At 67.7% G+C, this 15,055-nt stretch carries 13 protein-coding genes; 11 read left to right on the top strand and 2 right to left on the bottom strand.

Annotation, left to right across the window (positions count from 1 at the left end):
• The first annotated feature begins 108 nt into the window (after positions 1–108).
• The 11 genes from PFX91_RS08365 (at position 109) to PFX91_RS08415 (ending at position 12,256) form a co-directional block, all read left to right on the top strand.
• Positions 109–1,707, top strand: coding sequence for a class I adenylate-forming enzyme family protein (locus tag PFX91_RS08365; protein ID WP_285730643.1), 1,599 nt, complete (start codon positions 109–111; stop codon positions 1,705–1,707).
• Positions 1,704–2,441: a cyclase family protein gene (locus PFX91_RS08370; protein WP_285730644.1), complete on the top strand. Its 738-nt coding sequence runs from the start codon at positions 1,704–1,706 to the stop codon at positions 2,439–2,441. Before PFX91_RS08365 ends, PFX91_RS08370 begins: the two co-directional genes overlap by 4 nt.
• Positions 2,438–3,430 (top strand): thiolase family protein, encoded by a 993-nt coding sequence (locus tag PFX91_RS08375; protein ID WP_285730645.1) that lies wholly within the window; start codon positions 2,438–2,440, stop codon positions 3,428–3,430. The genes PFX91_RS08370 and PFX91_RS08375 overlap by 4 nt, the downstream gene beginning before the upstream one ends.
• The gene (locus PFX91_RS08380) at positions 3,427–4,632 is read left to right on the top strand and encodes a thiolase family protein (protein WP_285730646.1); all 1,206 of its coding nucleotides are present in this window, start codon (positions 3,427–3,429) and stop codon (positions 4,630–4,632) included. Before PFX91_RS08375 ends, PFX91_RS08380 begins: the two co-directional genes overlap by 4 nt.
• A complete protein-coding gene (locus PFX91_RS08385) occupies positions 4,629–5,108 on the top strand; it encodes a Zn-ribbon domain-containing OB-fold protein (protein WP_285730648.1) in 480 nt (159 codons plus the stop codon). The genes PFX91_RS08380 and PFX91_RS08385 overlap by 4 nt, the downstream gene beginning before the upstream one ends.
• Before the next feature lie 235 nt (positions 5,109–5,343).
• Entirely contained in the window at positions 5,344–6,306 is a 963-nt protein-coding gene (locus tag PFX91_RS08390; protein ID WP_285730650.1) for a PDR/VanB family oxidoreductase, read from the top strand.
• Between the two features lie 42 nt (positions 6,307–6,348).
• Entirely contained in the window at positions 6,349–7,626 is a 1,278-nt protein-coding gene (locus PFX91_RS08395) for a Rieske 2Fe-2S domain-containing protein (protein WP_285730652.1), read from the top strand.
• A gap of 50 nt (positions 7,627–7,676) precedes the next feature.
• Complete coding sequence (locus PFX91_RS08400; RefSeq protein ID WP_285730654.1) at positions 7,677–8,690, top strand: DODA-type extradiol aromatic ring-opening family dioxygenase; 1,014 nt, start codon at positions 7,677–7,679, stop codon at positions 8,688–8,690.
• Entirely contained in the window at positions 8,687–9,667 is a 981-nt protein-coding gene (locus tag PFX91_RS08405) for a cyclase family protein (protein ID WP_285730655.1), read from the top strand. The genes PFX91_RS08400 and PFX91_RS08405 overlap by 4 nt, the downstream gene beginning before the upstream one ends.
• Before the next feature lie 31 nt (positions 9,668–9,698).
• Positions 9,699–11,891 carry a CoA transferase gene (locus PFX91_RS08410; protein ID WP_285730656.1) on the top strand — a complete coding sequence of 731 codons (2,193 nt, stop codon included), beginning with the start codon at positions 9,699–9,701 and terminating at the stop codon, positions 11,889–11,891.
• The gene (locus PFX91_RS08415; protein ID WP_285730658.1) at positions 11,888–12,256 is read left to right on the top strand and encodes a hypothetical protein; all 369 of its coding nucleotides are present in this window, start codon (positions 11,888–11,890) and stop codon (positions 12,254–12,256) included. The genes PFX91_RS08410 and PFX91_RS08415 overlap by 4 nt, the downstream gene beginning before the upstream one ends.
• A 164-nt stretch (positions 12,257–12,420) precedes the next feature.
• On the opposite strand, the gene PFX91_RS08420 is transcribed toward PFX91_RS08415, so the two are convergent.
• Both PFX91_RS08420 and PFX91_RS08425 read right to left on the bottom strand, forming a co-directional pair.
• Complete coding sequence (locus PFX91_RS08420) at positions 12,421–13,644, bottom strand: cytochrome P450 (protein ID WP_285730659.1); 1,224 nt, start codon at positions 13,642–13,644, stop codon at positions 12,421–12,423.
• 49 nt (positions 13,645–13,693) lie between these two features.
• Entirely contained in the window at positions 13,694–15,052 is a 1,359-nt protein-coding gene (locus PFX91_RS08425) for a TRAP transporter large permease (protein ID WP_285730660.1), read from the bottom strand.
• Positions 15,053–15,055 lie beyond the last annotated feature (3 nt).

Here is a 15,055-nt window from a genome sequence, read left to right on the forward strand (position 1 = left end):
TGCGACCCGAACGAGCACGATTCCACTGACGGGAACGAAGCGTTGATGCCGCTCGCCGCACCGGCGACGATCGATCCATCGCTTTCGAAGGCGGGGAGAAAGGCCAGAATGAGCACGGGCGAGGGTGGCGTCACGACGTCACAGGGGCACATCGGCGGAGTCGAACGTCCGCGGGCACGCACGATCGGGGATCTCGTCGCGGAACAGGCCCGCGTGCGGCCCGACGGAGAGGCTTTGGTGTGCGGCGACCAACGCTTCTCCTGGTCCGAACTCGACCGGCGGGTGCGCGCGGTCGCGGCGGGTCTGGTGGACCTGGGGGTCGGCCATGGTGAGCGTGTGGCGATGGTCGGGGCGAACTCCGCGGAGTGGATCATCACCGATCTGGCCTGCGCCTCCATCGGCGCCGTGTTCATGGGTCTGAGCACGTGGTACAAGCCCCAGGACTTCGCCTACGTCCTGAAGCACTCCGAAGCGCGCGTGATCGTGGTCGCCCAGACCCTGTTCGGCAAAGAACTGGCACCGGTGCTTCGGGCGGTGGCCGAACAGGTCGACTCGGTGCGCGAGGTGGTCGTCATCGGTGAGCCCGCCAAGGGCGAGGTCGCCTGGCGGGACCTGGCCGCCACATCGGTGCGGGACCTGTCGGAGCGGCGGCCGAGTGCCTCCGACCTCGCGGCGATCCTGTACACGTCCGGGAGCACCGCCGCGCCCAAGGGCGTCATGTTGCACCACGGTGACCTCATCGACAACGGCTGGGAGATCGGTGAGCGCCAACACCTGACGCCCGAGGACCGGCTCTGGTTGGGCATCCCCCTGTTCTTCAGCTTCGGTTCGGCCAACGCCCTCATGGCGGCGCTGACGCACGGGGTGGCCCTGGTCGTCCAGGAGCGCTTCGACCCGACCGAGGCCGTCCGGCTGATCGATCGCGAACAGTGCTCGGTGTACTACGGCATGGCCCACATGACCAGGGCCCTGCTCGACGCGCGCGAGCGTCTGGGGACCTCGCTTCCCAGTCTGCGCACCGGACTGACCATCGGCCCCCCGGAGGTCATCCGTATGACGGCGGAGCTCGTACCGCAGATCGCGAACGTGTACGGGCTGACCGAGACCTACGGGAACTGCGCCGTGACGGACGCCCACGCGTCGCTGGAGGAGCGTTCGACGACACAGGGCGGGCTGTTGCCGGGGTTCGAGGTCAGGATCGTCGAACCGGAGACCGGTGAGGAGGTCGAACCAGGGACCGTGGGCTCGATCCTGGTCCGCGGCCGGGTCACCTCGGGCTACTTCCGCGACGAGTCGGCGACCCGCGCGGCGTTCACCGACGAGGGCTGGTTCGACACCGGGGATCTCGGTCATCTGACCGACGGGAGGATCGTCTACGCCGGCCGGCTCAAGGAGATGTTGAAGGTCGGCGGCATCAACGTCTCACCCCAGAGCGTGGAGGACGTCCTCCTGGGATACCAGGGCGTTCGACACGCCCACGTGGTGGGCAGACCCGACGCCTCACGGGGTGAGCTCCCGGTCGCCGTCATCGTCTGGGACGGCGAGGCCGATGTCGAGGGTCTGCGGGCCCACTGCCGCGAGCGGCTCGCCTCCTACGCGGTCCCGGTGGACTTCTTCGCCACCACCGAAGACGAGCTGCCCCGGACCGGCACCGGCAAAGTGCGTCGCTCCGATCTGACCGCGTTGTTCGAGGGAGGGACGGCATGAGACATGTCATCGATTTGAGTCTGCCGCTGTCGGAAGGGATGTCCCATCATCCGATGCATCCGCGGAGTCCTCTCGTGCTGTCCGGCACGTTGACGCACCGGATGACCGAGCGATGGATGGGGGACAACGAGGACTTCGGACGCGTGTCGTTCGTCAACGAACAGGTGGTGATCTCCGGGCACACGGGGACCCACATCGACGCGCCCTATCACGCGGGCCGGGATCGCCCCGACGCCGCGGGTGTGGACCTGACCCGCTGCGTGGGCCCCGCCAGTCGCCTGGACCTTCGAACCCACCGCGGTCCACGCGTGGTGTTGGACCGGGAGGACCTGGTCGGTGCGATACCGCAGGGGCGGGCGTTGCGCGACATCGTCCTGTTGCACACCGGCTGGTCCGATGTGCTGGACACCGACCCCCGGCGCTACTACGGCCATTCGATGGGTCTGTCCGAGGACGCGGCCGCCTATCTGAGGGCCCAGGGCGTGCGCTGTGTCGGTATCGACGCGCCGAGCATCGACGCGCCCCACGTCCCCGGTGCTCCCGCGCACATGAACTTCCTGCGGGCGGACCCACCGATCTACGTGATCGAGAACCTTCGCGGCCTGGACGCACTGCCGTTCGACGTGCCGTTCTTCAGCGCCGCACCCCTGCCCATCGAAGGCTCCTCGGGAAGTCCCGTGCGGGCCTACGCCCTACTCGACCAGCCCATCGACCCGAAAAGTGATGCCCCATGACCACGAGAACCGCACCGGCCCCGATCGCCGTCCTGGCCACGCACGAGTTAGTGGCACCGCGCGAGGATCACATGAGTCTGGAGGAGATGATCTTCGCCTGTAGTTCCACCGTCCTGAAAAAGGCCGGGCTCGACCACTCCACCCTCGAAGGCGTGGTGATGTCGGGCCAGGACCAGATCGACGGTCGGGTGATCTCGTGCATGCCCTCGGCCGGACCGGCCGGTGGAGTGGGCCGTGACGTCACCATGATCGCCTCCTCGGGCGACCACGCCCTGGTCTACGGCTGGATGCGTCTTCTCTCCGGCCAGGGATCGAACGTCCTGGTCATCGGCTGGTCCAAGCCGAGCGAGTCCGTGTCCTTGGCGCACTCGCAGTCGGTGAGCGCCGAGCCCTTCGTCCTGCGCGCGGTGGGTATGAACGACACCATCGCGGCCTCCCTCCAGGCATCGCGGTGGTACACCCCCGACGCACCGGTGGAGGATCCGGTGAGTTGGCCTCTGGGCGCCGAGGACCTGCCGGCCGACGCGGACGCCGTCTACGCGGCGGTCCTGGCCACGGCCGACCAGGTCGGCCCGGAGGGCCCGATCGCGTGGATCAGGGGAGCGGGCTGGTCGACGGACCAGTACGACATGGGAAGCCGCGACCTCACCGAGAACACGCCGCTGCGACAGGCACTCGCTCAGATCGAACAGATCTCGGGTGTACCCCGAGCGCGGACGTGGGACGTGGTCGAGATCGCGGCGGCCAGTGAACCGGCGGTGCGGCGGGCGGCCGAGGCCTTGGACCTGCCCGCCACGGCCAGGGTCAACCCTTCGGGCTCCCTCCGTGAACGACCGGCCCCCGCCCACGTCTCGGGTCTGGGCCGGATGCTCGCCGCGCTCGACGCGGTCGGCAAGGGAGAGGCCTCCCACGCCGCGGCCGTGGGGTTGCACGGTTTCGCGGGACAGGGCGCGACGGTGATGGTGTTCAGCGGCGAGCAGGAGCGATGATGTCGAAGATTCCAGCAGTGGGCGTACTCGGTTCGGGACAGACGAAATTCGTCACCACCCGCACCGACGTGACCTTCCCCGAGTTGGTCCGTGAGGGCTCCGATCTGGCCCTGGCCGACGCCGGGATCCCGATCGACGAAGTCGACGCGTTCGTCTTCCCCCTGGCCCCCGACGCGCTGATCGGCGTCGGCAACGGTGAGCGTTGGTGCGTGGAGGCGGTCGGGGCGTCCGGCAAACCCTTCATGCGGGTCAACAACGGTGGTGCCACCGGGATGAGCGCGGTGATCACGGCCTGGACGCACATCGCCTCGGGCATGTTCGACGTCGTGCTCGTGGCCGGCGCGGACCGGGTGTCGGAGTCGGGTTCGGCGCAGTCGGTGCTCAACAAGATGTGGGACGTGGGCTATGAGCGCCCCGTTCCGCTGAACACCATCACCATGTTGGCCATGTCGGCCGCTCGTTACATGCACCTGTACGACAGCGATGAACGGGACATGGCGCTGGTCTCGGTCAAGAACCGCGCGCACGCCGCGCTGAACCCGTACGCCCACCTGCGCAAGCCCGTGACGGTCGACGAGGTCCTGGCGAGCCGTGATCTGGCCTGGCCGATCAAGCTGGGCGACGCGTGTCCGGCGTCGACCGGGGCGGCGGGTCTGGTCCTGGTGTCGGAGCGCTACGCCAAGGCCCACGGTCTGCGGCCCGCGTGGATCCGGGGGCTCGGACAGAACACGGAGACCTACTGGATGGGCGACCGGGTCGGCCCCAAGGTGGTCTCCGACCACGCCGACGCCGATGCCCTGGGAGAGGCGTTCTGGCATGCTTACCGGCAGGCTGGCATCACCGATCCGCGTTCGCAGATCGACGTCGCGGAGGTCTACGCCCCCTTCTCCAGTGTGGAACTCCACGTCATCGAGGCCGCGGGCCTGGCCGAGAAGGGGCAGGCGCCCAAGCACCTGGCCGAGGGCGAGTTCGCCTTGGGCGCTCCCGGCACGATCGTCAACCCCTCCGGTGGTGTGCTGTGCACCAACGCCATCGCGGTGACCGGAGCGGTGCGGGTGGCCGAGGCGGCCAACCAGGTTCTCAACCGCGCAGGTGCCCACCAGGTCTCCGACGCCCGTGTGGCGGTCGCGAGCGCGATCGGTGGGGACCACCAGTTCTATTCGACCATGGTGCTCAGTTCTGACCTTGAGGAGATCGCATGACCGCGCAGGCCGAATCCGGGACGGACCCCGCCTTCTACGAGCAGACGTGGGACCTGAGCTATCGCCACGCCCTGGGGGAGACGACCTCCCGTTTCCTGGCCGGGCTGGCCAAGGGCGAGATCTGGGGGCGGCGTGACCCCGCCTCGGGCCGGGTCCTGGTACCGCCGCGCTCGTACTCGGACCGTGACCACACTCCGACCACGGACTGGGTCAAGGTGGCCAACGAGGGCGTCATCGAGATGTTCACCGTCGTCTACGAGCCGTTCCGCAACCTGCCCGACCCGCCCTACGCCCTGGCCTATGTCACGCTCGACGGCGCGGACACCGCGCTGGTCGGCTATGTCAAGGGCCTGGATCTGAGCGACCGCGAGGAGGCGGTCCGCAGGCTGGCGATCGGTGAACGCGTCGTCGTGGCCTTCGCCGACGAGCCGACGGGGACGGCCGCGGACTACTGGTTCGAACCGGCCGGGGACTGACGAGGGAAGGTATCGAACGGCGTCGAACAAGGTGTGCTCCATCCAGGGGCGCACCTTGTTCCTTGTCCGCCCTCCCCGTGCCGGCGGGTGCGCCGCCAAGGCCGGAGAGGCCCATCCGAAAGGTCGATTCCGCCCTGCTGAACACTCGCGGGCGTAACGCACCGATCCTCCGTAGCGTCGTTGGCAGCACCGTTCGACCGCTGAAATGACGGATACGGGGAGGGTGGAATCGAGGATGGAGTCTTCGGAGAATGTGCTCGAACTCGTGGTCGGTGGTCGTGAGGACCTCGCCAAAGACGTGGTAGGCCTGACCTTCACCCACCCCGACGGGGGTCTCCTGCCGGAATGGGCCCCCGGAGCCCACATCGATCTTGTTCTCGAGGGCGGGATCGTCAGGCAGTACTCACTGTGCTCTGCTCCAAGTGACCGTCGACACTACAAGATCGCCGTACTGCGCGAACCGGAGAGCCGTGGGGGATCGGTCTTCGTCCACGACCGACTGTCCGTCGGCGACCGGGTCCGGATCGTAGGTCCGCGCAACAACTTCGCGCTGCACCCGGCCCCGAGCTACCTCTTCATCGCGGGAGGCATCGGGATCACGCCGATCCTTCCGATGCTGAGCCGGGCCGAGGCCGAGGGCGCCACGTGGCGGTTGGTCTACGGCGGTCGTCATCGCGAGTCGATGGCCTTCGCCGACCACCTCACCGAACGGTACGGCGAGCGCGTCGAGCTGCGGCCGGCCGACGAGACGGGACTGCTCGACCTGGAGACGCTGGTCGATTCGGTCCAGGCCGGAGGGCTGATCTACTGTTGCGGCCCCGAATCACTGCTCAGCGCACTCGAACAACGATGCGACGGTCGCCTTCCCCAAGGAAGTCGTCTGCACGTGGAACGGTTCGTCGCACGCACGACGGAGCGCGACCAGCCCGATTCCACGATCGAGGTGACGCTGAGTCGGAGCGGTATGAAACTCACGGTGCCGCCCGAATCCTCCATTCTCGAAAAGGTCGAAGAGGCGGGCGTTCCGGTAACGACATCATGCGAACAAGGCATCTGCGGAAGCTGTGAGACCACGGTTCTCAGCGGAATCCCCGACCATCGCGACGATGTCCTCGACGAAGAAGAGAAGGCCGAGAACACCTCCATGATGATCTGCGTCTCTCGTGCTTTGACCAAGGAACTCGAACTCGACCTGTGACCACAGGCATCGGTGCTCTCGGAGAAGACAGGAGATACGGTAATGAATCACGAAGACAACGAGCTGTTGTGCCGCGTCGGCCCCGGAACCGCGATGGGACAGGTCGTACGCCGCTACTGGGTTCCGGCCTTTCCCTCTGTGCGGTTGCCGATGCAGGATTCGGACCCGATCCGGGTGCGTCTGTTCGGTGAGAACTACGTCGCCTTTCGCGGTTCCGACGGGACCATCGGATTCCTCGACGAGGCGTGCCCGCATCGAGGCGCCCCCCTGGTGCTCGGCAATCAAGAGGACTGCGCGATCCGCTGCCTCTACCACGGATGGAAGATCGGCGCCGACGGCACCATCCTGGAGACCCCGAACGCCGAGGCCTCCTCTCTGCGCAAGGGTCTGAAGGCCAACGCCTACCCCACCGTCGAAAGCCATGGGCTCGTCTGGGTCTACCTGGGCCCCGAATCCGAGGCGCCCCCGCGCCCCGTCTACTCCTGGGAGAGCGAGAAGCCCGAGCACACTTTGGTCGTGGACGTGGACCTGGACTGCAACTGGGTCCAGGTGCTGGAAGGCCTCCTCGACTCCGCGCACGCGGGCATCCTCCACACCGACATCCTGAAGAAGTTCCCGCCCAAGATGCGGGCCGAGGCCGATGCGATGAAGCGCGGACTGCTGCCCCGGTTGGAGATGGAGCGCACCGACTTCGGACTGCACTACGCGGCCATTCGAGCCAACGCGGGAAGCACCGAGGACATGGACCAGGTGCGGATCACCGCCTACGCGGCCCCGTTCGTCACCTTCATCCCCTCCGGTGGAATGGCCTTCATCCCGGTGCCGATCGATGACACACACACGAAGTTCTACAACCTGTGGTGGGACTCCGAACAGCGCCTCGACACCGGCCCCGGTCACGAGCACCGCCTCGACATGTGGGGTCTGACCGAGGAGATCCTGAACATGACCGGGATGGCCCCGGTGATGCCGCCCGTGGGCGAGATCGGCCGCCGTAACGTCTGGCCGCAGGACCGCGCCGCGATGCGGGCAGGGGAGTCGTTCACCGGACTTCCCGGGATCACCGCCGAGGACGCGGCGTTGGCCGTCGGCATGGGCCCCATCCTCGACCGCTCCCGAGAGAACCTGGTCGCCTCCGACATCGTCATCTCCCGGACCCGGCGCATGCTCCTCAAGGAGGCCAAGGCCGCCCTGTCCGGTGGCGCCTCTTCCCAGTGGCAGAGCGGCAAGACCCCCTCCCACGCCATCACCGCCGCTTCGGGCGATCTTCCTCCCGGTACGGACTGGCGGGACATGGTGTCGGACCACGTCGCGACCTAGTCGGGCCCACGACAGCATCAGCGATGTCACCCTAAAAAAGGAGAAATGGCATGTCATCCGTTGTCGCCGGAATCGGCACCTCGCACTCGATCATGCTGGCCCCCGGCCACCACGAACTGTGGGCCACCAGGGCCGAACAGGACCAGACCGACACCGGACTGGTCGATGCCCAAGGCACGCCCCGTACCTACGACGAGCTGCTCGCCCAGGCCGATGGCCGTTTCGACGACCAGCTGGGCGCCGAACAGTGGCAGAGCAAGTGGGATGAGGCCCAGGCGGCGATCCAGCGTATTCGCGATGACCTCATCGCCCTGGAGCCGGACCTGTTGCTGATCGTGGGAGACGACCAGCGCGAGCTCTTCTACGAGACCCTGCAACCGGCGCTGGCCGTCTTCATGGGACAGAAGGTCCAGATGAGCGCGGGCCAGGTCCCGCACGACGTCCCCCCGGAGCGGGCCGACAAGATCCGCGAGTTCCTCACCTGGCTCGGCTGCGACGGCCGGGCGCACCCCGGGGACCCCGACGCGGGCCTGCACATCGTGCGGAGCCTGGTCAAGCAGGGGTTCGACGTGGCCAGCATGAACGGGCTGCCGGGTGACCGGGAGTTCGGGCACGCGTTCGGCTGGGCGCTCGGACCGATGCTGACCGGCACCCCCTGGGCCGAGGCCACGATGCCCTCCGTGCCGATCATGCTCAACACCTACTTCCCGCCCAACCAGCCCACCTCGGCCCGCTGCTACGACCTGGGAGTGGCCCTGGCCAACGCGGTCGCCGACCTTCCCGGTGATCGCCGGGTCGCCGTCGTCGGCTCGGGTGGACTGTCGCACTTCGTGGTCGATGAGGAGATCGACCGCCAGGTGATCGAGGCGATGCGGGCCCAGGACGCCGAAGCGTTGCGTTCGCTGCCCGAACACCGCCTGGACTCGGGCACCTCGGAGATCCGCAACTGGATCACGGTGGGCGGTGCCTCGGAGCACCTGAGCACCCAGTGGGTGTCCTACGTCCCCGCCTACCGGAGCCCCGCGGGCACCGGTGTGGGTCTGGCCTTTGGAGTCTGGTCGTGAGCACCCTCGAAGAGGAACGGCGGGAGCTGGAGGCCATCGCCTCCCGGGTCTCCAACTGGGGACGCTGGGGCGAGGACGACGAGCGCGGCACGCTGAACCTGATCACGCCCGACAAGCGGGCCGCCGCGGCGCGAAGCGTCGAGCACGGGATCGTGCACTCCTTGTCACTGCCGTTGGGGGCGAGCGGCCCGCAGATCCCTGCGCCGCCCGCCCCCGGTGCGTGGCGCCCTCCACAGACACGCGGCAACCCCGTGCACACCATGCTGGCGACCGGGTCGGATCCGCAGGAGATCAATGGTCTGGGCGGTGGCGCGCACTTCACCGACGACATGATCGTCATGCACCTTCAGGCGGCCACCCAGTGGGACGCGTTGTCCCACTGCTACTACGACGGCCTTCTCTACAACGGCCGCCCGGCCTCGTCGGTGACCTCCGCCGGCGCCCGCTACCACGCGATCGACGCGGTGGCCGATTCCTTCGTGAGCCGTGGGGTCCTTCTGGACATCGCGCGTTCGTACGGTGTCACGACACTGCCCGCGGACCACAAGGTGACGGCGGACGACCTCCAAAGGGCCTGTGACGCGGCGGGCGTCGTCGTGGAGGAGGGCGACATCCTGGTCGTGCGCACGGGTCTGTTCGCGGAGTGGGCCCGGACCGGTTCGTGGGAGGCCGTGCTGGCCAGGCCACAGCCGGGGCTGGACTTCCGGTGCGCCGAGTGGTTGCACGAACGTGGTGTGGCGGCGATCGCGGTCGACAACACCGCCGTCGAGGCCCTCGGAACCGGGGCGGCGCTCAAAGGCCCGTTCCACATGCTGGCGCTGCGGGACATGGGGCTGCACCTGGGCGAGTACTGGTACCTCGAAGAGCTCGCGAAGGACTGCGCTCGACTGGACCAGGCGACCTTCCTGCTCAGCGCGCCCCCCTTGCCGTTCGAGAACGCGGTGGGGTCCCCGGTGAACCCCATGGCGGTGCTGTGACGGCCCGTCCCGATCGGTCGAGGTGATGAGTGTGTCTTTGAAATCAGTGTCGGAATTGGTGGTCCTGGACCTGGGATCCGGAATGGCGCCCGCGCTGGCCGGTGGCGTGCTGGGAGGGCTGGGAGCCCGCGTCGTACGCATCGAACCGGCCCCGACCGACCTCTTCACGTCTGCTCATCCGGCCTATGAGGCCTGGTACGCCGACGTGGAGAGAGCCGACGTCCCAGAGCTGTCGCACTGGTTGGAGCGTGCCGACGTCTGCCTGCTGGGGGGCGAGTCCCACCCCGACGTCCGTCCGCTCGTGAGCGCGGACGAGGTCGTCAAGGCCAACCCGAAGGCGATCGTGCTGGACTTCGAGCAGGACGCCCTCGACCACGGGCTGCCCGCCCACGACCTCCTCGCCCAGGCGCGAAGCGGACTCTGCTTCGAGCAGTACGATGACCGCCCGGTTCCGTGGGCCTTCCCGGCGCCCACCTATGGCGCCGCGATGTTGGGCCTGGTCGACGTCGTCGCCTCGCTGATCGAGCGCCGGAGCACCGGTAGGGGCTCGGTGCTCCGGGCCCGCCTGTCCCAGGGCGCCGCGCTGTGGTGCGTCTCGGACTGGGTCTCGGTGGACCAGGACCCCTACGGCATCACCAAGCGGGTGCCACGCGGTGTCCAGCCCCTGGTCTTCGAGTGCCTGGACGGTGCGTTCGTGCACCTGGTGATGGGGGTCCCGGGGGCGTTCGCGCGGGTGAGCGCGGCCCTGGACCTTCCCTGGGACGGTGACGACACGGGCGTGGGCCAAGGCGACGCCGCACGCGGGGTCCGGAACTACTTCTTCCCGGACTTCGACCGGCTGGCCACGAGAATCGCCGAACTTCCCCACGGGCACGTGATGAAGGTGCTGCGGGAGGTGGGCATCGCCGTGGAGCGAGTGGAACCGCCCGGCGTGGTCTGGGACGACGAACAGACCAAGGCCAACGAGATCATCGAGGACGCCCCCGGAGGGTGGGAGCGCGTCGGGTCGCCCATCCGTGTGAAGAAAAGGGTGCCCGCTCCGAGCGGGGCCGCGTCCAAGCGGTCGGGAGGGGAGTCGGCGGGGCTCGAACGGCTCCGCGTGGTCGACCTGAGCGCCTACGTGGCGGGCCCGCTCGCCTCCAAGCTGCTCTCGGACCTGGGCACCGACGTCATCAAGGTGGAACCTCCGGGTGGTGACCCCAACCGCGGTTCGCCGCACTTCTTCGCCGCCGCCAACCGCGGCAAGAGGAGCATCGTCGTCAACGCCAAGTCCCCCGAAGGGCTCGAGGTCATCCGTCGACTGTGCGACCGGGCCGACATCGTGCACCAGAACTTCCGGGCGGGGGTGGCCGAACGCCTGGGGGTCGATCCCGCGTCCCTGCGCGGCCCCGACGGATCACTGGTCACCTTGGAGGCTCCCGGTTACGGCTCCCGCGGACCCAAGGTCAAGGCGCCCGCCTTCGATCCGGTCATGCAGGCCATCTGCGGCTTTCAGCACAACTTCGCGGGACGAGGGAACCTTCCCGCACCGTACCGCCACCCCGTCATCGACTACGGGGCGGGAGTGATGGGCACACTCGCCATGCTCCTGGGCGTCCTGGAACAGCGACACGGTGGCGGCTCGGTCGAGTTCGAGGTGAGCCTCTACAACGTCGCGATGTTCATGATGTCCGAGCTGGTCCGTGGCGAGGACGGCCGGTTCGTCGGTGCGAAGGTCCTCGATTCCACACGGCGGGGATTCCACCCCTGGGAGTCGCTCTACGAGACGGAGGACGGATGGATCGCCCTGGTCGCTCCGACCGACTCCATGGCGAGGGCACTCGCCACGGCGCTGGACCTGGCCGACGAACTCGGCCCTCGTCGGGACTGGGCCGAGCGTGAGCGGGATCTGATCGCGGAGAGGATCAGCGCGCTCACCACCGACAAGGCCCTGGAGGTCCTCCACACGGCGGGCGTGTGGGCGAGCGCGTGCGTGACGGACGGATGGAGGGAGATGGCGCGGGATCCGCAGGCGCACGCGGACGGATCGGTCGTGACCGTCGAGGACCCGGACGCCGGTACCTCCACCTATCTGGGCGGCCTGCCGTACCTGAGCGTGGACAAGGGGTCGCGGGTCCGGGTGGAGGGGCCGCGAGTGGGAGAGCACACCAGGCAGATCCTCCTCGAACTCGGCTATGAGCCGGCGCGGATCGAAGAGCTCTACGAGACGGGGGCCGTGCAATGAGACACGACGAATCCACAGAGGGCGGGCGTCACCTGATCCTGACGTTGTCGCGGCCGGTCCCCGGCCAGGAGGCGCACTATCGTCGCTGGTACCAGGAGCGTCACCTTCCCCAGGTCTGCGCCATCGAGGGGTTCGTGCGCGCCTCCTTCCACCGGGCCGTCTCCTCACCCGCCGAGAGGGGGGCCGAGTCACCCGGTGACCACCTCGCCGTGTACGAGGTGGAGGGTGACCTGGAGGCGGCGGTCCGGGCCCTCCATGAGGCGTTCGCCGCCGGGGACCTGGACCTGGCGCGGTCCGTCCAACGGGAGGGGCTCACGACCTGGGTCTTCGAACAGTGCGCGGTCGTGGAGGACCCCGCACGGTAAGGCGCGCGACCATCGGAACGGTGGTGGCGAAACGGACCTCTGGTGAAGCGGAGACCCCGCTCACCAGAGGTCCTTCTTCGTTCGGAGGAGAAACGATGGCGTGCGGCCCGCGCCCTTCTGCAAGGGCGCGGGCCGCACGGCCACGGGTGAACGACCGGGGGCTCTCAGTCGTCCCAGACCACGGGCAGGCTGTTGACCCCCACGACCAGCATTCCGGTGCGGTAGGAGAGCTCCTCCTCGGGGACCGCCAGACGCAGGTTCGGCAGGGCCTCCAAGAGGGCGGGGAGCGCCTCCTCCAGTTCGGCCCGCGCCAGCATCTGTCCCACGCACTGGTGCGGACCGAAACCGAACGCCACGTGCGCGGGGCCGCCGCGGTCGACGTCCAAGGTGTCGGGGTCGGTGAAGGTGGCGGGGTCCCGGTTGACACTCGGAAGGTGGATGATGACGCCCTCGTTCGCGGCGATGGTCTTTCCACCGATCTCGATGTCTTCGAGCGCGAACCGGTTCAATCCGACATCGGTGACCGAGGTGTAGCGGAGCAGCTCCTCGATCACGGACCGCTTCTCACCGTTGCGCAGGTTCTCCCGGGCCCGCTCCAGCTGTGCCGGGTTCTGCATGAGCGCCAGGAGCCCGGTGGCCAGGGTGGAGGCCGTGGACTCGTACCCGCCCAGCAGAAGGATGATCGTGGTCACCAACACGTCGTCCCGGCTGATCTCCCCACGTGCCAAGGGCCCCGACACCAGACGACCCATCAGGTCGTCGGTGGGCTCCTTGGTACGCGTGTCGATCATCTCCAGGATGTACGCGCTGAGTTCGTGACCGGCCTGTTCCGAGACCGAGGGATCGTCCGTGCGTCCCAGCATCTGGTTCACGAGGGTGTCGAAGTGCTCCTGGTCCTCGAAGGGGACCCCGATGATCTCGCAGGTCACCTGCATCGGCAGGGGTAGAGCGAAGTCCTCGAACAGGTCCGCCGTACGACCCTTCCGCTTCATGTTCGCCAACAGCTCCGCGATGACCTCACGGATCCGCGGCCTCAACCGATCCGCGGTACGCACCGAGAACTCATCGGCGAGCAGACGACGGTAGTACGTGTGCTGTTCGCCGTCCATGGCCCGGAACGCGCGCCGTGAGGGCCCCTTGACGGCGTGCGTGGGGCTTTCGGAGGGGTAACGCGGGTCCATGCGGTCGGCGCACAACCGGTTGTCCCTGAGCAGCTTTCGGGCGTACTTCCAGCCGGTGACGACCCAGGCGTGTCTTCCGTCCCACAGACGAACACGGTGAATGCCCCCTTCCTCACTACGCCAGTCGGCGTATTCGCTCGGCGGGTGCATGGGGCATGAACCGCGGGACACCGGAAAGGTGTGCGCCTGTTCCGTACTGGTGGTCATGGATACCTCTTCCGTTCTGATTCGGATTTTTCACGATCGAGGGGAATGGTCATCCACCCCCTGTGGAGCGATCAGCCAGGAAGGTGGCGATATCGGGGAAGAAGATCAAGAGCAGGGCCATGATGATGGCCATCGGCATGAAGATGGCCACGGCGACGAACACGTCCTTCAAACCGATGTGCCGGCCGAGGTTGACCTCGGGGTCCCGGGAGATGGAATGGATGATCATCGACAGAACCCCGATGGGGGGAGTGATCATCGCCAGTTCGCCCATGAACACCACGAACACCCCGTACCAGATCAGGGAGATGTCCAAAGCGGTCAGAGTCGGGATCAATACCGGGACCGTGAGCAGCATCATGGGCAGGGGGTCCATGAAAGCACCGAGGACCAGATAGAGCACGAGCATGATCAGCAGGAACTGGATGCGATCGAGCCCCAGGTCGGTGATCAGGTCGGCGAATCGGGTACTGATCCCGGTCAGCGTCATCAGGCGTGACAGCGCGGCGACCCCGACCAGCAGCAGGAAGACGGTCCCGGCCGAACTGATGGCCGTCACGCAACCGTCGGCCAACGAACGCAGGGTGTCACCCGACCCGCGCTTCCAGACCAGGAGCACGGCCACGGAGCACAACGCCGCGACGGCACCGGCCTCGGTCGCGGTGAAGTAACCGCTGAACATGCCGCCGACGATGATCAAGATGATGAGAGGCAGCGGCCAGACCGAGAGCAAGGAGGCGAAGCGTTCCCGCCACAGAGTCCGGGGCGTGGCCGCGTCGTCGGACGCGGTGGTCATCGACGGCACGAACTTGGCCAGGAACACGATCATGAGGCTGAACAGGATCGCGACCAGGATCCCCGGCAGGACCCCCGCGAGCAGCTGTGCGCCGACCGGGACCTCGGCGATCCCCGCGTAGAGGACCAACAGGATGCTCGGTGGGATGAGCTGGCCGGGAAGTCCCGAAGCGATGACGGCCCCGATGGCCAGGCGCTTGTCGTATCCCGCACGCAACATCTCCGGGATGGACATGCGTCCGATGGCGTGGGTGGTGCTGATGGTCGAGCCGCTCACCGCCGCCAACCCCGCGCCCGCCAGGTTCGTCCCCACGGCCAGACCGCCGGGCATCCAGGACAGCCACACCCGGGCGACGTTGAAGATGCTGCCGGTGAAGCCGGACTTCCACAGCAGCAGGCCCATGAGCACGAACATCGGGATGACGCTCAGGGTCCAGCTGGAGATCTCGTTGTAGGGAAGCGCGCTGAAGGCGCTGGTCACGGTCCGCTCGCCGCGCAGGACGTACATGCCGATGAACGAGGGCACGAGCATCGCGATGGCGATCGGAACCCGCAACAGCAACAAGGCGATCATCTGCACGATCGCGACGACGCCGATGGCGATGGGGGTCAACGG

The sequence above is a fragment of the Nocardiopsis sp. ATB16-24 genome, assembly GCF_030271535.1.
In the GTDB taxonomy this organism is placed as follows: domain Bacteria; phylum Actinomycetota; class Actinomycetes; order Streptosporangiales; family Streptosporangiaceae; genus Nocardiopsis.

What these genes read in the sequence shown, in the direction of transcription:
- PFX91_RS08375 (WP_285730645.1), top strand. Translation starts at nt 2,438, where the DNA reads ATGACCACGAGAACCGCACCGGCCCCGATCGCCGTCCTGGCCACGCAC.
- PFX91_RS08400 (WP_285730654.1), top strand. Translation starts at nt 7,677, where the DNA reads ATGTCATCCGTTGTCGCCGGAATCGGCACCTCGCACTCGATCATGCTG.
- PFX91_RS08385 (WP_285730648.1), top strand. Translation starts at nt 4,629, where the DNA reads ATGACCGCGCAGGCCGAATCCGGGACGGACCCCGCCTTCTACGAGCAG.
- PFX91_RS08420 (WP_285730659.1), bottom strand. Translation starts at nt 13,644, where the DNA reads ATGACCACCAGTACGGAACAGGCGCACACCTTTCCGGTGTCCCGCGGT.
- PFX91_RS08415 (WP_285730658.1), top strand. Translation starts at nt 11,888, where the DNA reads ATGAGACACGACGAATCCACAGAGGGCGGGCGTCACCTGATCCTGACG.
- PFX91_RS08395 (WP_285730652.1), top strand. Translation starts at nt 6,349, where the DNA reads ATGAATCACGAAGACAACGAGCTGTTGTGCCGCGTCGGCCCCGGAACC.
- PFX91_RS08370 (WP_285730644.1), top strand. Translation starts at nt 1,704, where the DNA reads ATGAGACATGTCATCGATTTGAGTCTGCCGCTGTCGGAAGGGATGTCC.
- PFX91_RS08390 (WP_285730650.1), top strand. Translation starts at nt 5,344, where the DNA reads ATGGAGTCTTCGGAGAATGTGCTCGAACTCGTGGTCGGTGGTCGTGAG.
- PFX91_RS08380 (WP_285730646.1), top strand. Translation starts at nt 3,427, where the DNA reads ATGATGTCGAAGATTCCAGCAGTGGGCGTACTCGGTTCGGGACAGACG.
- PFX91_RS08365 (WP_285730643.1), top strand. Translation starts at nt 109, where the DNA reads ATGAGCACGGGCGAGGGTGGCGTCACGACGTCACAGGGGCACATCGGC.